The 22,007-nt window shown below is 67.9% G+C and carries 20 protein-coding genes; 7 read left to right on the forward strand and 13 right to left on the reverse strand.

The annotated features are described in order from the left end of the window. Positions 1 to 30: 30 nt before the first annotated feature. Positions 31 to 1,056 carry an ABC transporter substrate-binding protein gene (locus ACSFBF_RS10880; protein ID WP_435466758.1) on the reverse strand — a complete coding sequence of 342 codons (1,026 nt, stop codon included), beginning with the start codon at positions 1,054 to 1,056 and terminating at the stop codon, positions 31 to 33. A gap of 171 nt (positions 1,057 to 1,227) precedes the next feature. Here ACSFBF_RS10880 and ACSFBF_RS10885 point away from each other — a divergent pair, with 171 nt between their 5' ends. The 3 genes from ACSFBF_RS10885 to ACSFBF_RS10895 all read left to right on the forward strand — a co-directional run bounded on the left by ACSFBF_RS10885 (position 1,228) and on the right by ACSFBF_RS10895 (position 3,638). Continuing rightward, positions 1,228 to 1,881, forward strand: coding sequence for a MarR family winged helix-turn-helix transcriptional regulator (locus tag ACSFBF_RS10885; RefSeq protein WP_435466760.1), 654 nt, complete (start codon positions 1,228 to 1,230; stop codon positions 1,879 to 1,881). A gap of 10 nt (positions 1,882 to 1,891) precedes the next feature. Continuing rightward, positions 1,892 to 2,806, forward strand: a complete 915-nt coding sequence (locus ACSFBF_RS10890) for a LysR family transcriptional regulator (protein ID WP_435466762.1) — start codon at positions 1,892 to 1,894, stop codon at positions 2,804 to 2,806. Positions 2,807 to 2,873: 67 nt separating this feature from the next. Continuing rightward, a complete protein-coding gene (locus tag ACSFBF_RS10895; RefSeq protein ID WP_435466764.1) occupies positions 2,874 to 3,638 on the forward strand; it encodes a sulfite exporter TauE/SafE family protein in 765 nt (254 codons plus the stop codon). On the opposite strand, the gene ACSFBF_RS10900 is transcribed toward ACSFBF_RS10895, so the two are convergent. Next, positions 3,623 to 4,849, reverse strand: a complete 1,227-nt coding sequence (locus ACSFBF_RS10900; protein ID WP_435466766.1) for an ABA4-like family protein — start codon at positions 4,847 to 4,849, stop codon at positions 3,623 to 3,625. The two genes, ACSFBF_RS10895 and ACSFBF_RS10900, sit on opposite strands and share 16 nt — an antisense overlap. A 134-nt stretch (positions 4,850 to 4,983) precedes the next feature. Between ACSFBF_RS10900 and ACSFBF_RS10905 the strand changes: the two genes are divergently transcribed. Beyond that, positions 4,984 to 5,610 carry a TetR/AcrR family transcriptional regulator gene (locus ACSFBF_RS10905; RefSeq protein ID WP_435466768.1) on the forward strand — a complete coding sequence of 209 codons (627 nt, stop codon included), beginning with the start codon at positions 4,984 to 4,986 and terminating at the stop codon, positions 5,608 to 5,610. A gap of 3 nt (positions 5,611 to 5,613) precedes the next feature. Here the strand turns inward: ACSFBF_RS10905 and ACSFBF_RS10910 are convergent, their stop codons facing one another. Beyond that, complete coding sequence (locus ACSFBF_RS10910; RefSeq protein WP_435467403.1) at positions 5,614 to 6,057, reverse strand: Lrp/AsnC family transcriptional regulator; 444 nt, start codon at positions 6,055 to 6,057, stop codon at positions 5,614 to 5,616. 136 nt (positions 6,058 to 6,193) lie between these two features. On the opposite strand from ACSFBF_RS10910, the gene ACSFBF_RS10915 reads away from it, so the two are divergent. Continuing rightward, positions 6,194 to 7,096, forward strand: a complete 903-nt coding sequence (locus ACSFBF_RS10915; protein WP_435466770.1) for a DMT family transporter — start codon at positions 6,194 to 6,196, stop codon at positions 7,094 to 7,096. Positions 7,097 to 7,101: 5 nt separating this feature from the next. On the opposite strand, the gene ACSFBF_RS10920 is transcribed toward ACSFBF_RS10915, so the two are convergent. From ACSFBF_RS10920 to ACSFBF_RS10950, 7 genes are all read right to left on the reverse strand, one after another. Continuing rightward, complete coding sequence (locus ACSFBF_RS10920) at positions 7,102 to 10,227, reverse strand: efflux RND transporter permease subunit (protein WP_435466772.1); 3,126 nt, start codon at positions 10,225 to 10,227, stop codon at positions 7,102 to 7,104. 13 nt (positions 10,228 to 10,240) lie between these two features. After that, on the reverse strand, positions 10,241 to 11,374 hold the full coding sequence (locus ACSFBF_RS10925) for an efflux RND transporter periplasmic adaptor subunit (protein ID WP_435466774.1): 1,134 nt from the start codon (positions 11,372 to 11,374) through the stop codon (positions 10,241 to 10,243). Positions 11,375 to 11,610: 236 nt separating this feature from the next. Further along, on the reverse strand, positions 11,611 to 12,153 hold the full coding sequence (locus tag ACSFBF_RS10930; RefSeq protein ID WP_093057401.1) for an Rrf2 family transcriptional regulator: 543 nt from the start codon (positions 12,151 to 12,153) through the stop codon (positions 11,611 to 11,613). Positions 12,154 to 12,183: 30 nt separating this feature from the next. Next, a complete protein-coding gene (locus ACSFBF_RS10935; RefSeq protein WP_435466776.1) occupies positions 12,184 to 12,882 on the reverse strand; it encodes a Bax inhibitor-1/YccA family protein in 699 nt (232 codons plus the stop codon). 178 nt (positions 12,883 to 13,060) lie between these two features. After that, positions 13,061 to 13,426, reverse strand: coding sequence for a hypothetical protein (locus ACSFBF_RS10940; RefSeq protein WP_435466778.1), 366 nt, complete (start codon positions 13,424 to 13,426; stop codon positions 13,061 to 13,063). Positions 13,427 to 13,505: 79 nt separating this feature from the next. Then, the gene (yccS, locus tag ACSFBF_RS10945) at positions 13,506 to 15,734 is read right to left on the reverse strand and encodes a YccS family putative transporter (protein ID WP_435466780.1); all 2,229 of its coding nucleotides are present in this window, start codon (positions 15,732 to 15,734) and stop codon (positions 13,506 to 13,508) included. Positions 15,735 to 15,781: 47 nt separating this feature from the next. Further along, positions 15,782 to 17,119, reverse strand: coding sequence for an NUDIX domain-containing protein (locus tag ACSFBF_RS10950; RefSeq protein WP_435466782.1), 1,338 nt, complete (start codon positions 17,117 to 17,119; stop codon positions 15,782 to 15,784). A gap of 131 nt (positions 17,120 to 17,250) precedes the next feature. On the opposite strand from ACSFBF_RS10950, the gene ACSFBF_RS10955 reads away from it, so the two are divergent. Next, the gene (locus ACSFBF_RS10955) at positions 17,251 to 18,468 is read left to right on the forward strand and encodes an acyl-CoA dehydrogenase family protein (protein ID WP_435466784.1); all 1,218 of its coding nucleotides are present in this window, start codon (positions 17,251 to 17,253) and stop codon (positions 18,466 to 18,468) included. Positions 18,469 to 18,489: 21 nt separating this feature from the next. On the opposite strand, the gene ACSFBF_RS10960 is transcribed toward ACSFBF_RS10955, so the two are convergent. Together ACSFBF_RS10960 and ACSFBF_RS10965 are read right to left on the reverse strand one after the other, a co-directional pair. Then, complete coding sequence (locus ACSFBF_RS10960) at positions 18,490 to 19,347, reverse strand: PhzF family phenazine biosynthesis protein (RefSeq protein WP_435466786.1); 858 nt, start codon at positions 19,345 to 19,347, stop codon at positions 18,490 to 18,492. Positions 19,348 to 19,349: 2 nt separating this feature from the next. Further along, positions 19,350 to 20,330 (reverse strand): Bug family tripartite tricarboxylate transporter substrate binding protein, encoded by a 981-nt coding sequence (locus ACSFBF_RS10965; RefSeq protein WP_435466788.1) that lies wholly within the window; start codon positions 20,328 to 20,330, stop codon positions 19,350 to 19,352. A 103-nt stretch (positions 20,331 to 20,433) separates the two neighbouring features. On the opposite strand from ACSFBF_RS10965, the gene ACSFBF_RS10970 reads away from it, so the two are divergent. Then, a complete protein-coding gene (locus tag ACSFBF_RS10970; RefSeq protein ID WP_435466790.1) occupies positions 20,434 to 21,291 on the forward strand; it encodes an AraC family transcriptional regulator in 858 nt (285 codons plus the stop codon). Here the strand turns inward: ACSFBF_RS10970 and ACSFBF_RS10975 are convergent. Next, positions 21,264 to 22,001, reverse strand: coding sequence for an SDR family NAD(P)-dependent oxidoreductase (locus ACSFBF_RS10975; protein WP_435466792.1), 738 nt, complete (start codon positions 21,999 to 22,001; stop codon positions 21,264 to 21,266). The genes ACSFBF_RS10970 and ACSFBF_RS10975 overlap by 28 nt on opposite strands. Positions 22,002 to 22,007: the final 6 nt, after the last annotated feature.

Raw genomic sequence — 22,007 nt, forward strand, 5'->3', positions numbered from 1 at the left:
GGAGGTTGCGGTTGTGGCGGTCGCGGTGGATCAGCGAGCCACTTCGCGCTGCCAGCGCTTGGTCCAGTCGGGCAGCGACTTGGCCACGGCCTCGGGGTCGGGCAGCCAGAGGTTGTCGAAGGTCTCCTTGTAGGGAACGATCTTCGCGGCCTTGTCGCTGAGCTTGACCTGCGTGTTGACCGGACCCGCGTACTTGCGCTCCGCGAAGCAGGTCTGGCCCTCTTTGGACAGAACCTCGTCGATGTACTTGAGCGCGAGCGCAGGCGACTTCGCGCCCTTCGGGATCACCAGTGCGGGCAGGATGCCCACCGCGCCTTCCTTCGGATAGACGATGGCCAGCGGCAGCCCCTTGTCGATGGCCGAGCCGGCACGGTCGGGGTACCACACGGCCGCAGCGATCTCCTGGCGTTCGAACAGCGACACGATCTGGTCAGCCTGCGTGTAGAGCGTGACCGACGACTTCGCGATCGGCTTGATGGCCGCGAACCCCGCGTCCATGTTCGCGAGCGTGCCGCCCTTCATGCGGTTGAGCGCCATCAGGAACTGCGAGCCCGAGGTGCCGCTGATGTCGCCGATGGCGAGCTTGCCGTCGTACTCGGGCTTTGCAAGGTCGGCCCAGGAGGTGGGCGGTGTCTTGATCTGCTTGGTGTCGTAGACGATGACGGTCGCGCCGGTCATGAACACGACGTATTGGCCGTCCTTGTCGAGCGCGCGCGGCGACACTTCGGCGGCGTTCGTGAGCTTGCTCTTGTCGATGGTCTCGAGCAGCTTCTCGTTCTTGAGCTGCGCGGCGAGCGAGTTGTCGATGTAGACCACGTCGAAGTCCGACTTGCCGCCGGTTGCGCGGATCGCGGCCGCGAACTGCGAGGAACTGCCCAGCTTGAGCGCGACCTTGGCCCCCGTTTTCTTCTCGAACGACGCGATATGGCAGGTCTTGGAGTCGTCGGCGAAGGAGCCGCCGAAGATGCCCACGACGAGCTCCTCGGCCTGTGCAGTGCCTGCGAAAAGAACGGCCACCAAGCCGGAAACGAGACAGCGCGAGAACATGGTTTTCATGAAGAGCTCCTGTGGGGAAAACCCGGAACGAAGGGCCGTATGGCTGCGTTGGAATTCACTTTATCTTTCGCAAAAGATAAATGCAAGGCATTTAAGATAGGGACCAACCCGCGCCGTCGCTCTGCACCACAATGGCAGCGCATTGGCATCAACCTGGATGGAAAGCACGTCATGCCGCACAAGAAAGAAGCGTCGAATCGACGTCCGCCCCAAGGCGATGCGAGGCATCGCGACGATGCCGCCGAGGCCGCCGAGTCTGTGGTCCCGGCCGATGAAACGCCGATGGAAGGCGGCGCCGACCTGGTCGAGCGCGGCATCCAGCAATGGAAGCGCGAGCGGCCTGACATCGACAGCAGCGGCAAGTCCGTGGTCGGCCGGCTGCTGCGGCTCGAAGAGGTGGTGCTGCGCACGCTGAACCAGGTGCTGGAGCCCTTCGGCATGAAGTACCAGGAGTACGCGGTGCTCGCCACCTTGCGCGTGGCGGGCGCGCCCTACAGGCTGTCGCCGTCGCGCCTGCAGAGCACGCTTCTCTTTACCTCGGGTGGTTTGTCGAACCTGCTGAAGCGGCTGGAGAAGGAAGGCTGGATCAAGCGCTCGATCGATCCGAACGACGGGCGCGGCGTGCTGGTCAAGCTCACCGCAAAGGGCATTCGCCTGGCCGATGAAGCGATGCCGCGGCACGCGGCGGCCGAGTTGCATTTGCTGCGCATGTTCGATGCGCCGCAGCGCGACGTGCTCTCGAACCTGCTGAGCCAGATGATGACGGGCAATGCGCCCGAGACTGGCCCCGAGCCCGGCCAGGCCTTGCGCACGAAGAGCGACTGACCGACCCGCCATGCTCACGCACAAGCAGCTGCGCTATTTCGTCGACATCGTCGATGCGGGCAGCTTCAGCCTTGCGGCCGAGCGCCTCTTCATTGCGCAGTCGGCCCTGAGCCGGCAGGTCAAGGAGATGGAGCGCGATCTGCAGGTGCCGCTGCTGGAGCGCGATGCGCGGCATCTGGAGATGACGCCCGCGGGCCGTTCGCTGTACGCCGACGCGCGGCGCATTCTTGCGGCCCTCGAGAGCGCGGCCGTCGGCGCGCGTCATGCGCAGCGCGGCATCGAGGGCACGGTGCAGTTGCTGCATTCGAGCTCGGTGCCCTTGACGCATGGCTTGCTCGAATGCCTGAAGGACCATGCGCAGCGCCATCCGGGCGTTTCCATCGAGGTGTCGCAGCGCGCGTCGGAGCATCAGGCGCTGGACATCGAACAAGGCGACGCCGACGTCGGCCTGGCGCGTGAACCAGTGCTGCGCCGCTACCCAGGCGTGCGGCAGGCGCCGCTCTTCTCCGAGCCGCTGGTGGTGGCCGTACCGGCCGCGCATGCTTTGGCCAGCCGGGAGCACGTGGCTATCACCGAACTGCGCCACGAGCCCTTCGTTGCGACACCGCATCTTGAACGCGGCGGCCTGAGCCATCGCGTGGCCGAGCTGTGTCGCGCACAGGGCTATCATCCGACGGGCGCGCAGGTGCGTTCGCGCAAATGGTCGCAGCTGGCGCTGGTGCAGGCGGGTTTCGGCATTGCGATCGTGCCCGAGTCGATGGGACGCATGGCGCCCGAGGGCGTGAAGCTGCTTGCGCTGCACGGCGACGATGTCAGCACCACCGTGCTGGTGCTGTGGCGCGCGGACGATGCCACGCGGCTTGCGCAAGACCTGGTCGGTTCGCTGCGCACCGCCATGCAGGCGCCGCGCGGCGGATCCAGCTGATTTCGAGATCGAAGGGCGCCCCATTCGGCATTGGCGTGCAAGGCCCGAAGTCCCTAGATTCGTAGGCATGGATTCTTTCTTCGGTGCCTTGCCAGTCACGCCCCTGCAGTTCGCCATCGTCTGCGCGGGCGTCGTCGCCGCCTACGTCATCTTCGGCATTGCGGGCTTCGGCACCGCGTTGATTGCGGGGCCGGTACTGGCCAACTTCATTCCGGTGGCGAGCGTCGTGCCGCTTCTGGCTCTGCTCGACTTCTTCGCAGCCGTGGTCAACGTGAGCCGCGACGCGCGTTCGGCTGACACTGGCGAGCTGCGGCGGCTGGTGCCGGTATTGGCGCTGGGCAGCCTTGTCGGAGCGGCGTTGCTGCTGCTCGGACGGCCGCAGGTGATGCTGCTGGCGCTGGGCATCTTTGCTGTGGCCTATGCGCTGTATTCGCTCAGCGGCATCAAGCCCGTGTCCCGCCTGTCGCCGCGCGCGGCCGTGCCTTTCGGTTTCGTGGGCGGCATCTTCTCGGCGATGTTCGGCAGCGGTGGTTTCATCTATGCGATCTACCTGTCGGGGCGTATCGCGGCGAAGGAGCAGGTCCGCGTGACCCAATCGACGCTGATCGGGCTCAGCACGCTCACGCGGGCCGTGCTCTTCCTGCTGGCCGGCGTGTACGCGCAGACGTCGATCCTGTGGCTGGCGGCGTTGCTGTTTCCGGCCATGCTCGTGGGCACCGCGGTCGGCCGGCGCATCACGCTGCGCCTGTCGCGGGAGCAGTTTCTCAGGGTGGTGGCGCTCGCCGTGTTGTGCTCGGGCACCTTCCTGATCTACCGCTATGCCGCGGCCTGAAGGCCGAGGGGAATCAGCGGCACGCCCGCATAGGCCAGACTGAACATCCGCAGAATCAGCCCCGCGTAGAGGCCCGTCAGGAGCCAGACTGCCGCACGGCCCCATGGCATGAGCGACACGCTGATGAGCGCACCCGCCAGCGGCAGCAGCTGTTGTGCGTGCACGCCGAGGAAGTGCGGCACGCGCAGATCTCCGCCGGTGGCTGACCAGCCGAACAGGGGGAGCGTTGCGCCGCCTGCGATGGCGCCGATGGTCGATCCGCCGTGCTGGCTGATCGCGATGCCCGCGCCCGCTCCGGCGACGAAGGTCAGGACCAGCCCCAGCACCACGGCCAGCCGGTAAGGCGCTGCCAGCGCATCGCCGTGGCGCGCGAACAGCCACGCGAGCGGCAATGCCGTGGCGTTGAGTGACAGCGCACCCACGCCCATCAGGCTGTACATGACGATGTGGAAGGTCGAGTCTTCATTGAAGTGCGAGGCCTGCCCGAGGGCGCCTTGCAGCGTGATGTAGCCGACCTCGAAGACGCCCATGGCGATCACCACCGCGACGATGGTGCGTTCGATGCGGCCACCGCGCCGCTCGCGCGGCAGGTCGCCGAGCAGCCATGCGGTGGTCAGCGCGTAGAGGCTGACCGAAGCCATGAACTTCAGCGGCTTGACCCATACGCCGACGCCGTTCAGCGTGCGCGGATCGAGCCATGCAGCCACGAGGGCTGGCACCATCACCGCGAGCAGCAGGCCGCCGAACCAAGTCAACTGCGGTTGCCGCCGATGCACTTCGCGCGCCAGCGCCATGCATGCGGGCGCAACCCGCAGCGCCAGGAAGGCCAGCAGGCCGACAGGCCCGAACAGGAAGGTGAGGGCGAAGCAGGGAATGAGCAGCACCGGCGCGATGCCCGCGCGCTCTCCTTCGCGTGCGATCCATGTGCCCACGAACAGGTCGAAGGCGAGGTAGTGGAACCATCCGGCGGTGAGCAGGCCCGGATGCTGGAACAGCGCATGCACCGCCGACAGCGAGCTGTAGCCGCCACCGGCCACGGACCAGTACGTCGCCATCAGCCACCAGTACGCCAGCCCCAGGCCGACGGGAATGACGAGGCCTGTCGTTGCCCAGATGACCGGCTTGGCACGCCCGAGCCATGGGGCTGCGCCGAGCGCCGCCCAGGCCGGGAGGGCGATGGTGCTGCCTGCGCTGAAAAGTGAGTCGAACATACAAGGGCCTCCAGTAAGAAATGGGGCTCGCCAGGATTGGCATGGCATAATCTTGACAGTGTTTAGATAAAAGCGCCAGCAGATTCTTTAGAAGGTAGAGTCCACCCTTTGAAGACCGAAAGCAGCAACCAGCCATGGCGGCAAAGAAAACAGAGGAAGCCCCCGCGCCCTACCACCACGGCGATCTGCACGCGGCGCTGATCGGGGCTACCGAAGCCCTGCTGGCCGAGCGCGGCATCGAGGGCTTCACCCTGCGCGAGGCGGCGCGGCGCGCCGGCGTATCGGCGGCCGCGCCCATGCATCACTTCGGCAGCGCGGCCGGTCTGCTGACCGAGGTGGCGATCCTGGGCTTCGAGGAACTCACGCGCTGCCTGCGCGCCGGCACGGAAACGGGTGGCACCGACCCCGCGCGTCGCTTGCGCGGGCAGGGCATGGGTTATGTGCGGTTCGCGCTGGCCTACCCGGCGCGCTTTCAGCTCATGTTCCGCAAGGACCGGTTGACGCAAGATCTCCGCCTGCAGGTGGCCGGCGATGCGGCATTCGCCGAACTGGAGCAGGCAGTCCGCGACTACAACGGCTGGAGCAGCAAGAAGCCACCGAGCCGCGCGATGCAGGCCGCTGCGCTGGGCGCCTGGTCCGTCGTACACGGCTTTGCGCATCTTGCGCTGGACGAGAAGTTTGGCGAGCAGGCCGGCAACGCGTGCACGAACGATTTTGTCGAGAGCATGCTGCCGGAAATACTGAAGCAGTTCTGGCCCTGACCTTCACTGAGCCGGAAAGGGCGGCAGCCGTCTGCGGATCGTTTGCGCCTTCACGATGGAGGTGTTGGTCTCGGCCTTGTTCGCGATGCGGTCGAGAATGCCGTCGAGTTGTTCGAGCGATTGCAAAAACAGCCGCGCGACGAAACAGTCTTCGCCCGTGACCTTGTCGCACTCGCAGAACTCGGGCGTGGCCTCGATCAGCTTCTGCACCGCCTGCAGTTGCCCCGGCAATGGGCGGATGCGCACGATGGCCTGGAACTGGTAGCCCAGCGCCTTCAGGTTCACGTCCAGCGTGTAGCCGCGGATCACGTCGCGCTCTTCGAGCCGTCGCAGCCGCTCGGACACGCTGGGCGACGACAGCCCCACGTGGTGGGCCAGTTCTTTCAGCGACATCCGCGCGTTGCCTGCCAATGCCTGAACGATGGTTTCGTCGATTGCGTCGAGCATGTTGCCGATCTCCGGTGAATGGGCCACGATGGCTTGTTTTGAAAGGCCATCAGCGGTAGTTGCCTTATTCAAAGCATATCCAATCCGCGCCAGACGTGGCACGCTTGCTCCTTCCTTTCTGCCATTCGAGACAGACATGCAGACACAGCTTCGCGGCGCGCTGGAGATGAGCGCGGCCATGGTGATTTCCGGAACCATCGGATGGTTCGTCGTGCGCTCCGGACAGCCGCTGCCCGACCTGCTGTTCTGGCGCTGCGTGTTCGGCGCGGCCTCGCTGCTGGTTGTGTGCCTCGCGCTGGGGCTGCTGCGGCGCGGCCTGACGCTGCGCCAGTTTGCACTGGCTGCATTCGGCGGCGTGGCGCTGGTCGTCAACTGGGTGCTGATCTTTGCCTCCTTCTCGCACGCATCGATCTCGATCGCTACGGCGGTCTACAACACGCAGCCGTTCATGCTGGTCGCGCTCGGTGCGCTGCTGCTGTCGGAACGGCTGACCGCGATGAAGGCCGTGTGGCTGTGCATCGCCTTCGCTGGCGTGGTGCTGGTGGCGCAGGCCAAGTCCGGGGGCGGTGCCGGTGGCTCGTCCTACTTCATCGGCGTGCTGATGGCGCTGGGCGCGGCCTTCTGCTACGCGGTGGCGGCCCTCGTCGCGAAGAAGCTCGACGGCGTTGCGCCGCACCTCATCGCACTGATCCAGGTCTGCGTGGGCATCGTGATGCTCGCGCCGTTCGCGCAGCTGAAGACGCTGCCCACCGATGCGGCCACGTGGGGCGTGCACCTGGCCATGGGCGTGGTCTACACGGGGCTGGTGTTCGTGCTGCTGTACGGGGCGCTGCAGAAGCTGTCGACGCCCGTGGCCGGCGCGCTGTCGTTCATCTATCCGCTGGTGGCCATCGGCGTCGACTACGTCGCCTTCGGCCAGCGGCTGGGCGCATTGCAAGTGGTGGGTGCCGCGGCCATCCTGATCGCCGCGGCGGGCATGACCTTCGGATGGACCCTGCCGGGCGTGCCGAAGCGCTCGCCTGCCACCGACGAGCGCTGACCGAGTCAGGACGCCGTCACGACGCCACCCCGCCTGTAGAGCCGGGCCGCAGCCCGCTTCACCAGCAGATAGAACAGCGGCACGAAGAAGATCCCCAACGCCGTCGCGGCCAGCACGCCGCCGAACACGCCCGTGCCGATGGCCACCTGGCTCGCCGAGCCCGCGCCGGTGGCCAGCGCCAGCGGTATCACGCCGGCCAGGAAGGCCAGCGATGTCATAAGGATCGGCCGCAGCCGCAGGCGCGCGCCTTCGGCCACCGCGTCAAGAAGCTGCACGCCACGGCGCAGCGCGGCTTCTGCGAACTCGATGATCAGGATCGCGTTCTTCGCCGACAGCCCGATGGTCGCGAGCAGGCCGACCTGGAAGTAGATGTCGTTCGACAGTCCGCGCAGCGCCGCCGCGATCACCGCGCCGAGCACGCCGAGCGGAATCACCAGCATCACCGAGAACGGCACAGACCAGCTCTCGTACAGCGCGGCCAGGCAGAGAAACACCACGAGGATCGACAGCGCGAACAGCAATGGCGCCTGTCCGCCCGACAGCCGCTCCTGGTAAGACAGCCCGCTCCATGCGTGGCCCGTGCCGCGCTGCTTCTTCGCGATGGTTTCGACAGCCGCCATCGCCGTGCCCGAGCTCGTGCCCTGCGCGGCCGAGCCCTGGATCTGCACTGCGGGCAGGCCGTTGTAGCGCTCCAGCTGCGATGTGCCCTGCGACCAGCGCGTGGTGGCGAAGGCCGAGAACGGCGTCATCGCGCCGATGCTGCCGCGCACGAACCATTGCCGCATGTCGTCGGGGGCCGAGCGGTAGGGCGCGTCGGCCTGAACGTACACGCGCTTCACGCGGCCACGGTCGATGAAGTCGTTGACGTAGCTGCCGCCCCAGGCAATGCCCAGCGTGGTGTTCACGTCGTCCAGCGACAGCCGCAGGGCCGAGGCCTTGATCTGGTCGATGTCGATCTGCAGCTGCGACGTGCCGGCCACGCTGTTGGCGCGCACGGACTGCAGGCGCGGGTCTTTCTTCGCGTCGCGCAGCAGCGATTCGCGCGCCTGCACCAGCCGCTGCGATCCCATGCCCGAGGTGTCCTGCAGCCAGAACTCGAAGCCGTTGGATTCGCCCAGCCCCTCGATGGGCGGCGGCACCATGCCGTAGACCTCGGCGTCGCGCTGCTGCTTCGCGAGCGCGGTGCCGGCGCGTTCGACGATGGCGTGGGCGCGCTTGTCAGCATCCTTGCGTTCCGACCAATCCTTGAGCGAGACGAAGGCCATGCCCATGTTCTGCCCAGAGCCGCCGTAGCTCCAGCCCGAGATCGTGAAGATGGTGTCGGTCGTGTCCTTCTCGGTTTCCAGGAAGTGTTTTTCGACCGCGCGGTTCACTTCGTCGGTGCGGCCTTGCGTGGCGCCGGCCGGCAGCGTGAGCTGCACCATCACGCTGCCCTGGTCTTCCTCCGGCAGGAAGCCGCCGGGCAGTCCGAGATACAGCAGGCCCATGCCCGCCACGATGGCCGCATACACGGCCGCAAAGCGCAGCGGCTTGCGCAGGATGCGGCCCAGCAGCCCCACGTAGCGGCCCTGCGCCGCGTCGAAGTGCCGGTTGAAGGCGCCGAGAAAGCCGCGCGTGCGCGGCGGCACGCCGGCCTTCAGGAAGCGCGCGCACAGCGCCGGAATCAGCACGATGGCCACCACCACCGACAGCGCCATCGACGCGATGATCGTCACCGAGAACTGCCGGTAGATCACGCCCACCGAGCCGCCGAAGAAGGTCATCGGCAGGAACACCGCCGACACCACCACCGCGATGCCGACCAGCGCGCCGGTGATTTCCTTCATCGACTTGATGGTGGCGGCCTTCGCATCGAGCCCCTCTTCGTGCATTACGCGCTCGACGTTCTCCACCACCACGATGGCGTCGTCCACCAGCAGGCCGATGGCCAGCACCATGCCGAACAGCGTGAGCACGTTGATCGAATAGCCGAAAGCCGCGAGCACGCCGAAGGTGCCCAGCAGCACCACCGGCACGGTAATGGCCGGAATCACCGTGGCGCGCCAGTTCTGCAAGAACAGGAACATCACGACCACCACCAGCGCGATGGCCTCGAGCAGCGTCTTGATGACCGACTTGATCGAGATCTTCACGAAGCGCGTCGTGTCTTCCGCGTAGGCCACGCGCAGGCCGGCAGGCAACGAAGACTCCATCTCGGCGATGCGCGCCTTCACTGCGTTGGCAGTGGTCAGCGCGTTCGCGCCCGGCGCCAGCATGACGGCGGCACCGGCGGCGGGGTGGCCATTCAGGCGCGTGGTCTCGGAGTACGACTCGCTGCCCATCTCCACGCGCGCCACGTCGCCCAGGCGCACCACGGCGCCGTCGGGCTGTGTCTTCAGCACGATGTCGCGGAACTGCTCGGGCGTCTGCAGCCGCGACAGTGCCGTCACGGTGGCGTTGAGCTGCTGCTTCGCGGACGAGGGCCGCGCACCGATTTCGCCGACCGACACTTGCGTGTTCTGCGAGGCGACGGCGGCGGTCACGTCCGAAGGCATCAGCTGGTAGCTCGCGAGCCGGTGCGGGTCGAGCCAGATGCGCATCGCATACGCCGCGCCGAAGGCCTGCACCGAGCCCACGCCGTCGACGCGGCTGATGGGGTCACGCAGGTTGCTGGCCATCCAGTCGGCCACGTCGGTGTCGGTGCGGCGGTCGGTCTGGTCGTAGAGCGCCACGATCAGCAGGAAGTTGTTCTGCGACTTCGCGACCGTCACGCCCTGCTGCTGCACCGCCTGCGGCAGGCGGCTCGTGGCCTGGCTGACCTTGTTCTGCACCTGCACCTGGGCGGTGTCGGGGTCGATGCCCTGGCGGAAGGTGACGTTGATCTCGGCCCAGCCGGCCGCACTGCTCGTCGACTTGAAGTACATCAGGCCGTCGATGCCCTTCAACTGCTGCTCGATGACCTGCGTGACGCTGCTTTCCACCGCCTGCGCCGAGGCACCGGGGTAGTTGGCGGAGACCACGACGGTGGGCGGTGCAATGTCCGGGTACTGCGACACCGGCAGCGTGCGAATGGCCACGCCGCCGGCCAGCATGATGAGGATGGCGATGACCCAGGCGAAAACGGGCCGCTGGATGAAGAAGTTGGCGATCACGGGGTGCGCCTTCTCAATCTGCCGAAGAGGGCGTTGCAGCCGACACCGGCACCGGCTTCACCTTGTCGCCCGGATGCGCGCGCTGCAGGCCGTCGACCACGAGCCGGTCGCCTTCGCGCAGCCCGCTGGTCACGATCCACTGGTCGCCCGCCGCGCTGCGCACTTCGAGCGCGCGCAGCTCGACCTTGTCGCCCGCGCCCACCACCAGCGCGGTCGGCTCGCCCTTTTCGTTACGCGCCACTCCGCGCTGCGGCGCGAGGATGGCCTGCCGCTCCACGCCGGCCTCGACCTGCGCGCGCACGTACATGCCGGGCAGAAGCAGCCCCTGCGGATTCGGGAATTCCGCGCGCAGCGTGACCGAGCCGGTCGCGGCATCGACGCCCACTTCGGTGAACTTCAATGTGCCGGCATGGGGGTAGGGCAGGCCGTCTTCCGTGCGCAGGCTCACGCGCGTGCTCGCGGGCGCCATGTCGCCCGAGATGAAGCGACGCTTGAGCCGCGTGAGTTCGAGGCTCGACTGCACCACGTCGACGTAGATCGGGTCGATCCGCTGGATGGTTGCCAGCGCCGTCGCCTGGCCTTGCACCACCAGCGCGCCTTCGGTCACGCTGGAGCGGCCGATGCGGCCCGCGATGGGCGCGACGATGCGTGTGAATTCGAGGTTGATGCGCGCCGCCTTCACGGCCGCCTGCGCGGCTTTCACGCCAGCCTGGGCCTGCACGAGTGCGGCCTGGGCCTCTTCATGCTCTTGCCTGCTCACGGCGTTGGCCTTTACCAGTTCGCCGAAGCGCTCGGCCTTGCCGCGCAGGCTCGCGATGCTGGCCTGCGAAGTGGCGAGCGCGGCCTGTGCCTGTTCGTGCGCCGCCTCGAACGGGCCGGGCTCGATCTCGTACAGCACCTGGCCCGCGCGGACCATGCTGCCTTCCTCGAACAGGCGCTTGCGCACGATGCCATTCACCTGCGGCCGCACCTCGGACACGCGGAATGCGGCCGTGCGGCCCGGGAGTTCGGTAAGCACCGGCACGTCGCTCGCGTGCAATGCCATCACGCCGACTTCGGGCGGCGCGGCGTCGGTGTCGGGGGCCTGCCTGGCGCCGCATGCGGCGAGCACGAGCAGGGAAAGAGGGAGCAGGAGCTTGAAGGTCATGACTGTTCGGGAACGCGGTGCGGCGCGAGCCGGAATCGTCCGGATCGCGCACATACATTGTTTTGCACTGTTATGGTGCATTGTGCCTTCGCGCTGCATCGCAACATGAAGGATTCCTGAGGTTTCCCGGAGGGAAAACCAACGACAAAAGCCCATGCAGGCGCGAGCCCGCCGCCACATCGATCCGTGGCGGCGGGCCCTGCCGCATGGGCCGCGATGCGTTGGCTGGCTCGGAGCTAGCTGGCGCTTTGCTGACGCCGTCCCAGTGCGAACACCGAGTTGGGCGCGTCGACCACAAAAGGCTTGCGCGTGGCCGGCTGGCCGGTCGGCGTGCGCCGAGTCTCGGTCCGCACCGCGGCTTGCACGCCCTTGGCCTTTTGCTCGTCGACCAGGCTTTGCAGCGAGATCGACTTGAGGAACTCGACCGCCCGCAAGTTCACGGTGGCCCAGAGTTCGTCGATTTCGCAGCGGCCGGTCTCGCCCGGCGCGTCGGCGTCGCGCCGGCGGGTGGATTCGGCATCGTGTTCCTCGATCGAGAGGACGATGTCGGCCACCGAAATCTCCGCTGCCTTGCGGCTGAGCGAATAGCCGCCGCCGGGGCCGCGGGTCGATTCGACCAGGCTGGCGCGGCGCAGCTTGCCGAACAGCAGCTCCAGGTACGACAGCGACACGCGCTGGCGCAGGCTGATGGAGGCCAGCGTGACAGGGCCCGAACGGCCGTGCAGGGCGATGTCGATCATCGCGGTGACCGCGAAGCGGCCCTTGGTGGTGAGGCGCATGGGATGTTCCTTTCCTTCCTTCGTGGGGAATTACTCGTCCCGGCCGCCCGCGATGCCCAGCAGGGCCAGCAGCGACTGGAAGACGTTGTAGATGCTGAGATACACACCCAGCGTGGCGGAGATGTAGTTGGTCTCCAGGCCGTCCTTCACGCGCTTGAGGTCGTGCAGGATGAAGGCCGAGAAGATGCCGATGGCCGCGACCGACAGCGTCATCATCAGCGCGCTCGACTGGATGAAGAAGTTGGCGATGCCCGCCACCAGCAGCAGGATCGCGCCGATGAAGAGCCACTTGCCCATGGCCGAGAGGTCGCGCTTGATGACCGACGACAGCGTGGCCATGCCGAAGAAGATCGCGCCGGTGCCGGCAAACGCCGTCATCACCAGGCTGGCGCCGTTGGCCAGGCCGAGCACGGAGCCCACCAGGCGCGACAGCATCAGGCCCATGAAGAAGGTGAAGGCCAGCAGCACCGGCACGCCGGCGGCCGATTCCTTGGTCTTCTCGATGGCGTACATGAAGCCGAAGGCGCCGCCGAGGAACACCATCAGGCCGATGCCCGGCGACATGGCGCGCGAGAAGCCGGTGGAAACGCCGATCCAGGCGCCGAGCACGGTGGGCACCATCGACAGCGCGAGCAGCCAGTAGGTGTTGCGCAGCACGCGGTTGCGCTCCTGCGCCGAGGCGAGTGGGAGGTTGAAGCCGTCGTGATAGGTGGAGGGACTGTTGTTCATTGTGTTGATTCCTTGAAGCTGGACCGGTGCTGGCTGCACGCAATGGCGCATGCAAGGGGCACAGGGCCGGAAATGAGAGATGCCGTTGCTGCGATGCGGGTGCCGCCGGATGGCGGAGAGCCCGGATCGAAAGGGCGGGAGCCGTGGCGGCTCCCGGTCGCGCTAAGCCTTTGGGGGCCTAGGCGACGAAGGACGCGGCGCGGGGTGGCCGCTTGGGTCGCGCGAGGAACGGCGCGACGGAGGTGGTCAGGCCGAGCTTCGGCGGCTGTTCCGTGAAGCGCAGCAGCACGGGGGTGCCGTTGCGTGCGTCGACCAGTTCGGCGTGTTCGGAGCCGGCTTCGTCGACGGAGAGGGAGTCGTCCGATGCCTTGTCGGCATCGCCTGCTGGCGCCGCACCGGAGAAGTCCGCACTGACTATCAGCGCGGCGGATTCCTGCTGTTCGTCGTGCGAATGGCCACCGCCAATCACGCTGTGTGCGAGCACGGCAAAGCCGTAGCAGGACAGCATGATGGACAGGACAGTGGCGACAAACCAGCGGGACATGTAGGGGTAATCTTACCTGCCGCGCCGTGGGGTGTTCGCGGCGGGCGCTTTCAACCGACCGGATCGCATGGATGTTCGCTCAGGCTGGCGCGGTCGTGGTTTCGCTGCCTTCGGGCTGCAGCCATTCGCGTGCGTGGGTGCGCAACGCGTCTATCTGCAGCCAGATCAGACCGAGTTCGGTGTGGAAAGTTCGCGCCTGCGGGTCGCCGCCGTCCCCGTTCTCGACGCTGACGGCAACGGCCTGGGCCAGCGCGGCGCGCGTGGCCGATTCCGCGGCTGCATCGCCCGTTGCTTCGATCAGGCCCTTTTCCAGCCCGGCCGCCAGCCCTTCCAGTGCCGCGATCGCCCCTTCGGCTGCCGTGCGCAGCACCGCCATCTGCGCCGAGTCAGGCAACGCCGCGCGGTGGGCGCCCAGGGCCGAGAGGTAACTCAGCAGCGTGTGCGAGCGGATCAGGAAGCGCAGCGCCACCCCCGCGCGCGGCCGCACGTAGCCCGGCTCGCGGAACATGTCCGACACGGCCGTGGACAGCGCCGCATCCGCGTTGTGGTCGTTGCGCCGCGCCAGCCGGTAGTCGAGGTGGTCGCGCGCGCCGGTGCGGTACTGCCCGACGATCTGCCGCAGATAGCCGGCATGGCCGCGCATGGCGGCCGCGGCCAGCTCGTTGATGCGCCGCGCCTGCCAGTGCGGCAGCACCAGCAGCACGGCCAGCCCGGCAATGGCGCTGCCGATGGCGGTGTCGACCAGCCGCGGCACCAGCAGCACGCCGCTGTCGCCGACCTGGTTGAAGCACATCAGCACCAGCAGCGTCATCGAGGCGGTGGCCAGCAGGTAGCGCGTGGTGCGGGTCGCGAAGAACAGCACGCCCGCCACCACCGCGATCACCGACTGCACCAGCGGCTGCGGAAACAGCTGCAGCAGCGCCCACCCGGCCACCACGCCGAGCGCAGTGCCGGCAATGCGCTGCCCCATGCGCGAAATGGTGTCGCCGTAGGTCTGCTGGCAGACGAACAGCGTGGTCAGCAAAATCCAGTAGCCCTGCGCCGGGTGGATGGCGCGCATTACGCCATAGCCCACCACCAGCGCCACCGACAGCCGCAGCGCGTGGCGAAACAGCGGCGAGCGCGTGGTGAGCTGGCGCCGCACGCGCTCGACCGCATCGCGCCATGAGCGCGGCGAGCGGTCGAACAGGCCCATCTCCGTGCGGCCCGCGCGCGCCGACGGCTGGCTGGCCCCTGCGAGTTGTCCGTCGAGCAGCGCGAGATTGCGCGCCAGCGCCTCGACCGACGCCAGCAGCGCCAGCCGCCCGGGCGTGTCGGCCCGCGCGCGCTCGTGCTCGATGGCGCTGCGCAGATCGGCCAGCGCCTGCACCGTCTCCGTGCCCACCTCGAAAGGCTCGCGCCGCGCGATCGAATCGGCCAGCCGCTGGCAGGCCAGCCCCTGCAGGCCCAGCACGCGCTGGCAGCGGTAGAGCAGGTCGCTGTGGAAGAAGGCGTCGGCCAGCGCGTTGTAGTCGTCGTGCGAGGAGCTGGCGCGCTCGTGCACGTCCTGTGCGATCAGGTAGAGCCCGCGGTAGCGCGAGAGGCGCCCGGTCGGCGCACGCGCGCCGATGCGCAGGAAGATGCTTTCCTTCGCCGCGTTCATCTCCGCCACCACATCGGCATTGAGCTGTGCCAGCGCGAGCCGCTTGCGCTCGATGTCGATGCCGCGCAGCGGCTCGAACAGCGAAGCCTTGAATCGCACGAAATTGCCCAGCACCGTGAACAGCGCCACCAGCCGCGCCTGCACAGGCTGCGCCGGAAAGGCCGCGCACCACAGCACCGAGAACACGCCATACCACGCAGCACCCGCCAGCAGCAGCAAGGGCTCGCGCCCGCGATGCGCCACGCCGTGCGCGCCCATGTTCTCGATGCCGAGCGTGGCGTACATCGCGAGGATCAGCGTCGCGTAGGCGATCGCCTTGTAGCGTGCTTCCACCGCGCCGAGCATCGTGAGGCAGAAGGCCGCGAGCGCAAGCCCGGTGATGAACAGCAGTGGCAAGCCGAACGCCGCCTCGACCGCGAACGCGATGGCCGCGAAGCAGCCCAGCGTGACCACCTGCGCGCGCAGCCGGCCGCGCCAGCTGTCGTCGGTCTCGGCGAGCGCGCTGGCGATGGCACCGAGGAACAGCGGAATCACCGCATCGGGATGGTCGGTCCAGGCGCAGGCCGCCATGAGGCTGCCGAGGGTGAGAAGAATGCGAACGGGTTGCGCGCGGGAAGCGAAAGACCGCAGCCGCTGGCGCAGCGCGTCGGGGGACAGGGGAAGCATGGGCTGATCTTGCACGATGCATGCCACGGCCGTGTGGCGCCTTGTGGCTAAGAACTGGGTCGGCTGCGCAGGAAACCGTGGCGCGGGGCGATCCACCGGGCTTGGGCGCTGTCGGCTGCGGGGGCAACCCCTGTGAGCAGCATCTCGTCCTCGACCTGCAGGAACTGACGGGATTGCGCCCCGTCCGTGCCCGGCAGCACGCGCAGCGTGGCATCGCCCAGGTCGATCCGTTCGCCCGGCGCGGGCAACACGGTGGATGCGTCGGGCCAGACGTCGCGCAGGCCGTCGAGGGCGCGCATGGCTTCTTCCGACAGCGCCTGCGTCGACAGCAGCCATCGCACGCGCCCGGGCGCCGCTGCGACGAGGGCCGCGATGTGCCCGGGGCTCGCGGGCAACGCATCGATCAATGCGCAATCGCCGCCCGCAGCTCCCACGAAGTAGCTGTGCGCCAGCTCGCCCGATGCTTCCCCCGTAACCCGCAGAACCCGTGCCGACAGCCGCGTCACCAGCCCGGCCTCGTGCGCATAGCGGCCACCGCCCTTGCCGTCCGGGTCGAGATGCGCGACTTCTTCGTACGCCGGCTCGTCCATGTTTACCGGCCGTCGTCCCGCAGGCCCATCCGCCAGCCGTGGCATGACGCGCGGAATGTGCTTCAGGCCGCGCGCATGGGCCATGAGTTCGGCCGTGCTTGCGAATTGCGCGAGCTGCTCGAGGATGCGGCGCGTCACGTTCATCAGCTTGAGCCCGCGCGCCGGGTCCACGGCCTCGGCGGGGCGCAGCCACATGTGTTCGACCGTCTCGCGGCCATCGGGCTGCACGCTCTGCGCCTCGGGCATCGGCGCGATGAAGAAGCGCGTGTCGAAGCGACGCGGCATGCCCGGCGGCGTGAGCCAGTAAGCGAAATAGGCGAGCCGGTCGGCCGCGAGCCGCCAGCCGTGCCGATCACACAGCGAGAGCAGCGCATCGGTGCCTTGCTCCGCCGCATGGCGCATGGCGGCGAGCTGATCGGGCGGCAGGCTGTCCAGCGCCACCAATTGGTCGGTGCTGCCATCGGTCGCGAACAGCACGCCGGCTTCTTCGAAGCATTCGCGGATCGCGGCGGCGTAGTAGTCGAGCCCGCCCTCCGGCACTGCGAGCCGTTCGCTCGCGGCCCTGTCGTCCATGCCGCCGCAGTGCACGTGCAGGCCGCGGTCGTGCGCATCGATCACGCCGCCCGGAAACACGCTGGCGCCGCTGTTCTGGTCGTTGGCCTTCTCGGCCCGCCGCAGCATCAGCACTTCGAGGCCGTGGCTTGCGTCGCGCAGAACGATGAGGGTGGCCGCCGAGCGCACGGGGCGCGGTGGCGAAGCGGGTTGTGGCGTGGCATCCGGAGTGCTGGCTGTCATGCACGCATTGTCGCGCCGGTGGCTGCTGCGAAGGCGACAGCAGGGGCCCCCGGCTGTCGCGCGGAAGACCGTCCGGAATGCGGTGCGCGACGTACCTTCAAGGCACATCGACTGTTGTTGAAGGACGTACCATGCATTTCGAATTCACACCCCGGGTGATCGCGCTGCGCGACGAGCTGCTCAAGTTCATGGACGAGTTCGTCTACCCGAACGAAAAACGCCACGAAGAAGAACTGGCCGCCAACGCCCGCGCAGGCCGCCCCTATGCCGAGCTGCCGATGATGGCCGACCTCAAGGCCAAGGCACGCGAGCGCGGGCTGTGGAACCTGTTCCTGCCCGAGTCGGAGCACGGCCCGGGCCTGAGCAACGTCGAGTACGCCCCGCTGTGCGAGATCATGGGCCGGCGCTACTGGTCCTCGGAAATCTTCAACTGCTCCGCGCCCGACACCGGCAACATGGAAGTGCTGGCGCGCTACGGCACCAAGGCCCAGCAGGAGCGCTGGCTCAAGCCGCTGCTGGCCGGCGAGATCCGCTCGTCCTTCGCGATGACCGAGCCCGAGGTGGCTTCGAGCGACGCCACCAACATCCGCTGCAGCATCCGCCGCGAAGGCAATGAGTACGTCATCAACGGCCGCAAGTGGTACATCACCGGCGCGATGAACGAGCGCTGCGAAATCTTCGTGCTGATGGGCAAGACCGACCCCGACAACGCCGACCGCCACAAGCAGCAATCGATGATCCTCGTGCCGAAGAACACGCCCGGCGTGACCATCGTGCGCGACATGGCGCTGCTCGGCGTGTACGACCCGCCGTTCGGCCACCCCGAGATCGTCTTCGACAACGTGCGCGTGCCGGTCGAGAACATCCTGCTCGGCGAAGGCCGCGGCTTCGAGATCGCGCAGGGCCGCCTCGGGCCTGGGCGCATCCATCACTGCATGCGCGCCATCGGCATGGCCGAGGCCGCGCTGGAAATGATGTGCCAGCGCCTCGTGTCGCGCGTCGCTTTCCACAAGCCGCTGTCGGAGCAGGGCGTGTGGCGCGAGCGCATTGCCGAGTCGCGCATGCTCATCGAGCAGTCGCGCTGGATGGTGCTCAACGCCGCCTACCGCATGGACACCGTGGGCAACAAGGTCGCCGCGAAGGAGATCGCGATGATCAAGGTGCTCACGCCCAACAACTGCGTGAAGGTGGTCGACTGGGCCATGCAGGCCTTCGGCGCCATGGGCCTGAGCCAGGACACGCTGCTCACGCATTTCTACGCCTACGAGCGCCACCTGCGCGTGGCCGACGGTCCCGACGAGGTGCACCGCAACGCGATTGCCAAGCAGGAGCTGGCGGCGTACCAGTAAGGCAGGACCAGCTGTGCTGCTTCAGGGGCGGTCCGCTGCGGCGTCGCCACCCACCCAGCAGCCTTCCTGTGCCATCGCCTCCGAAGGCAGTCCGACGTGGATGGCCGAAGGCGACCCCATGGCCTCGCCTTGGCGAACCGTCACCGACAGCGCGCCGCGGCCGACCAGGCCCAGATGGCGCAGGCCCCACGCGAGCGCAGCAGCGGCGATGCCCGTGGCCGCGTCTTCCGGATAGCCCGAAGACTTCGGAAACTGCCGCGCGCTGACCGTGTCGGCCGCCTCCTGCGACATCGCATAGGGATACAGCCCGGTGGACCCGAGCCGCTCGCACAGCGATTCGACGCGCGAAAAATCCGCGCGCAAGCCATGCAACTGCGCCGTGTCCGCCAGCCGCACCAGTGTCTTCACACGGCTGGTGGCGGCATTGAGCACCGGCCCCGCGATCTGCGATGCGTCTATGCCCAGGCACTGCGCGATCTCTTCGACCAGCGCCTGCTGCGTCACTTCCTGCACCACCGCGCGCGGCTGGCTGATCTGCACCGTGCTATCGACGCGCCGGCCCGTCACGGTGCCGCTCAGCGTCTCGATGGCGACCGGTGCGCCGTCCCACTCGGCGCGCCGATGCAGTAGCCACAGCGCGCCGACCGTGGCATGGCCGCACATTTCCATTTCGTGGTTCGGCACGAAGTAGCGCATGCGCAGGGCATGCGCGGCCGTCGCGGGCTTCAGCACGAAGACCGATTCATGCCCGCTTTGCCGCGTGTATTCCTGCATCTGCGCGCTTGTGAGTGCGTCGGCATCGAGCCACACCGGCGCGGGGTTGCCGCCGACCTTCGGGTCGGGCCCCACGAAGACGCGGATGTTGTGAACGGCAGCCATCGTCAATCGGCCCTCGCGTTCACCGAGCGCGCGATGCCGCCCCAGAGCTTGATGTCGTTGCGGATCTGCGCCTGGAACGCGTCGGGCTGCACGTTCCACGGCGTCACGCCCTTGGCCAGCATGTCGGCGCGCAGGGCCGGGTCGTTCAAGGCAGTGTCGAGCGCGGCGCGCAGGCGCTGCATCACCGGCTGCGGCGTGGCCGCCGGGGCCATCAGCCCGTACCAGAGCTGCGGCTTGAAGTCCTTGATGCCGGCCTGCTCGAAAGTGGGCAGGCCGTCGAAGCCGGCCGAGGGCTCGCTGATCGCCAGCGCCCGCATGCGGCCGCCGCGCACCTGCGCCAGCAGCGCGGGTGGGTTGTCGAACAGCGCCTGGATCTGCCCCGCCATCAGGTCGGCCTGCGCGGGCGCCGCGCCGCGGTAGGGCACATGCGTCATCTCGATGCTGGTGCGCTGCTTGAAGAGTTCGCCCGCCAGATGGCTCAGGCTGCCGTTGCCGATGCTGCCGTAGTTCAGCGCCTGGGGATGCGCCTTGGCGTAATCGATGAAGCCCTTCACGTCGCGTGCCGCCAGCGAAGGCGTCACCACCAGCACGAAAGGCGTGGTGCCGATGGTGCCGACCGGCACCAGGTCCTTGATCGGGTCGTAGGGCAGCTTGGGGTACACCGCGTCGGCCGATGCGATGGTTGACGTGGTGGCGGCCACCAGCGTGTAGCCGTCGGGATTCGCCTTCGCGCCGAAGCCCGTGCCCACGGTGCCGCCCGCGCCGGAGCGGTTGTCGATGATCACCGACACGCCGAGCGCGGCCTGCAGCCGCTGCTGCACCGAGCGGAAGATCACGTCCGTGCCGCCGCCGGCGGGGAAGGGTACGATGATCGTGACCGGCTTGCCCGGATAGTCCGGGGCCGCCCAGGAGGCTGCAGGGCCGTACAGGAGCCCGGCGGCTGCCAGACCGAAAAGCGCGCGGCGCAGGGGTTTTGGGGTCATGCTTCTTGCTTGCGGGAGTGGTGTTTCCCGATTCTGTTGAGCGTGCGCAAATGCGTGCGACCGATTGCGACATGCACGAATTCAAATGCGACAAGGAGTGGCCATGCAGCTGAACAACGCGCCCTCGACGCCCCGCCAGTCGCTGTTCGTCGAGCGGCTCTCGCACCACGCCACCATGGTCGCGAGCACGCGCGATCGCTATGCGACCGACACCCACGTGCACGATTGCGACATGCTGTTTGTGCCGCTCGCGGGGCGCTTCAGCGTCGGCGATGCACAGGGCGAGGCGCAGCGACTTGGTCCCGGGCACTTCGTGTGGTTTGCGGCGGGGAGCGCGCATTCGACCACCACGCTCACCGCAGGGCAGACGCACATCGCGGTCTACGTCGATCCCGCGCTGTGGGCGACCGCGTTGCAGGCGCAGGGTGTCTCAGGGCCGCCGCAGGGCATGCGCGCGGGCAGCACCGCGCTGCGTGCGCTGTCGCAGCGGATGTTCGAGTCCGCGAAGACCGGCGCCGACGAAAACTACGCGCTGTGCGGCGCGCTCGTCATGGAGGCGGCGCGGCTCAGCGGCAATCCGCTGTCGGACGGCGATCCGTCATCGGCCCTGCTGGTGGCCGAGCTGCTGGCCGAGGCCATCGAAAGCGACCTGGCAGAGCCCCTGTCGCTGGAAGCCTTTGCCCAGCAGCACCGCCTCTCGCGCCGTCAGGTGGAACGCATCTTCCGCGCGAAGTACGGCTTGTCGCCGCTGGCCTGGCTGCAGCGCCGACGCCTGGAGCGCGCGGCCTACCTGCTGGCGCACACGCGGGAGTCGGTGCTGTCCATCGCCCTGCAGGTGGGCTGGGAGTCGGGTTCGTACCTGTCGCGGATGCTGGAGAAGACCTGGGCGAAGACCGCGACGCAGATCCGCGCCTCGGGGCCCGACCCGGCCTTCTACAGCGTCATTCCCCCGTCCACGTGAATCACCTGCCCTGTGATGAAGGCTGCCGCCGGACTCAACAGGAAGGCAATCGGGGCCGCGATGTCGTCGGGGGTTGCGAGCCTGCCCATGGGCACCTGTGTGATGGCTGCCTTCCATTGCTCCTCGTTGAGCGCGCCCGCTTTCGCGCCGTCTTTCCGGACATAGCCCGGTGCGACTGCATTGACGGTCACGCCGCGCGGCGCCATTTCGGCGGCCGCGGCTTTCACCAGCGCTTCCACGCCCGCCTTGGCGGCAGCCGTCGCGGGAAACGTGGAGCTACCCAGCCGGAAGCGGTGCGCGACGAACGAACTCACGGCAACGAAGCGGCCTTGCCCGTTCGCCCCCAGCAGAGGCAGGCTCCTGCGCAGGAGATGCGCCAGCGAAACGACCATGACGTGCAGAGAACGCTCGACGATCTCGTCGTCCAGCTCCGCGAGCGAACGCCGGTCTGCGAAGCCGGCGTTGGCCACCACGCCGCGCAGGCCGCCCTGGGCTTGCGCGGCATCGAGCAGGGCGTCGATCGTCTCCGGCGTGCCGACGTCTCCGACCACGACGGTGCTCCGCACCGCACCGCATTGCTGCGCCACCGCTTCGGCCGCCGCGCGGTTGCTGCCGGTGTGGATCACGAGGTCGATACCTTGCGTTGAAAGGAGCCGGCAGGTCGCGGCGCCGATGCCCGAGCCCGCGCCGGTCACGATGACGGTGTTCATGCCAAA

Source organism: Variovorax nivicola, assembly GCF_051216475.1.
Taxonomy (GTDB): domain Bacteria; phylum Pseudomonadota; class Gammaproteobacteria; order Burkholderiales; family Burkholderiaceae_C; genus Variovorax.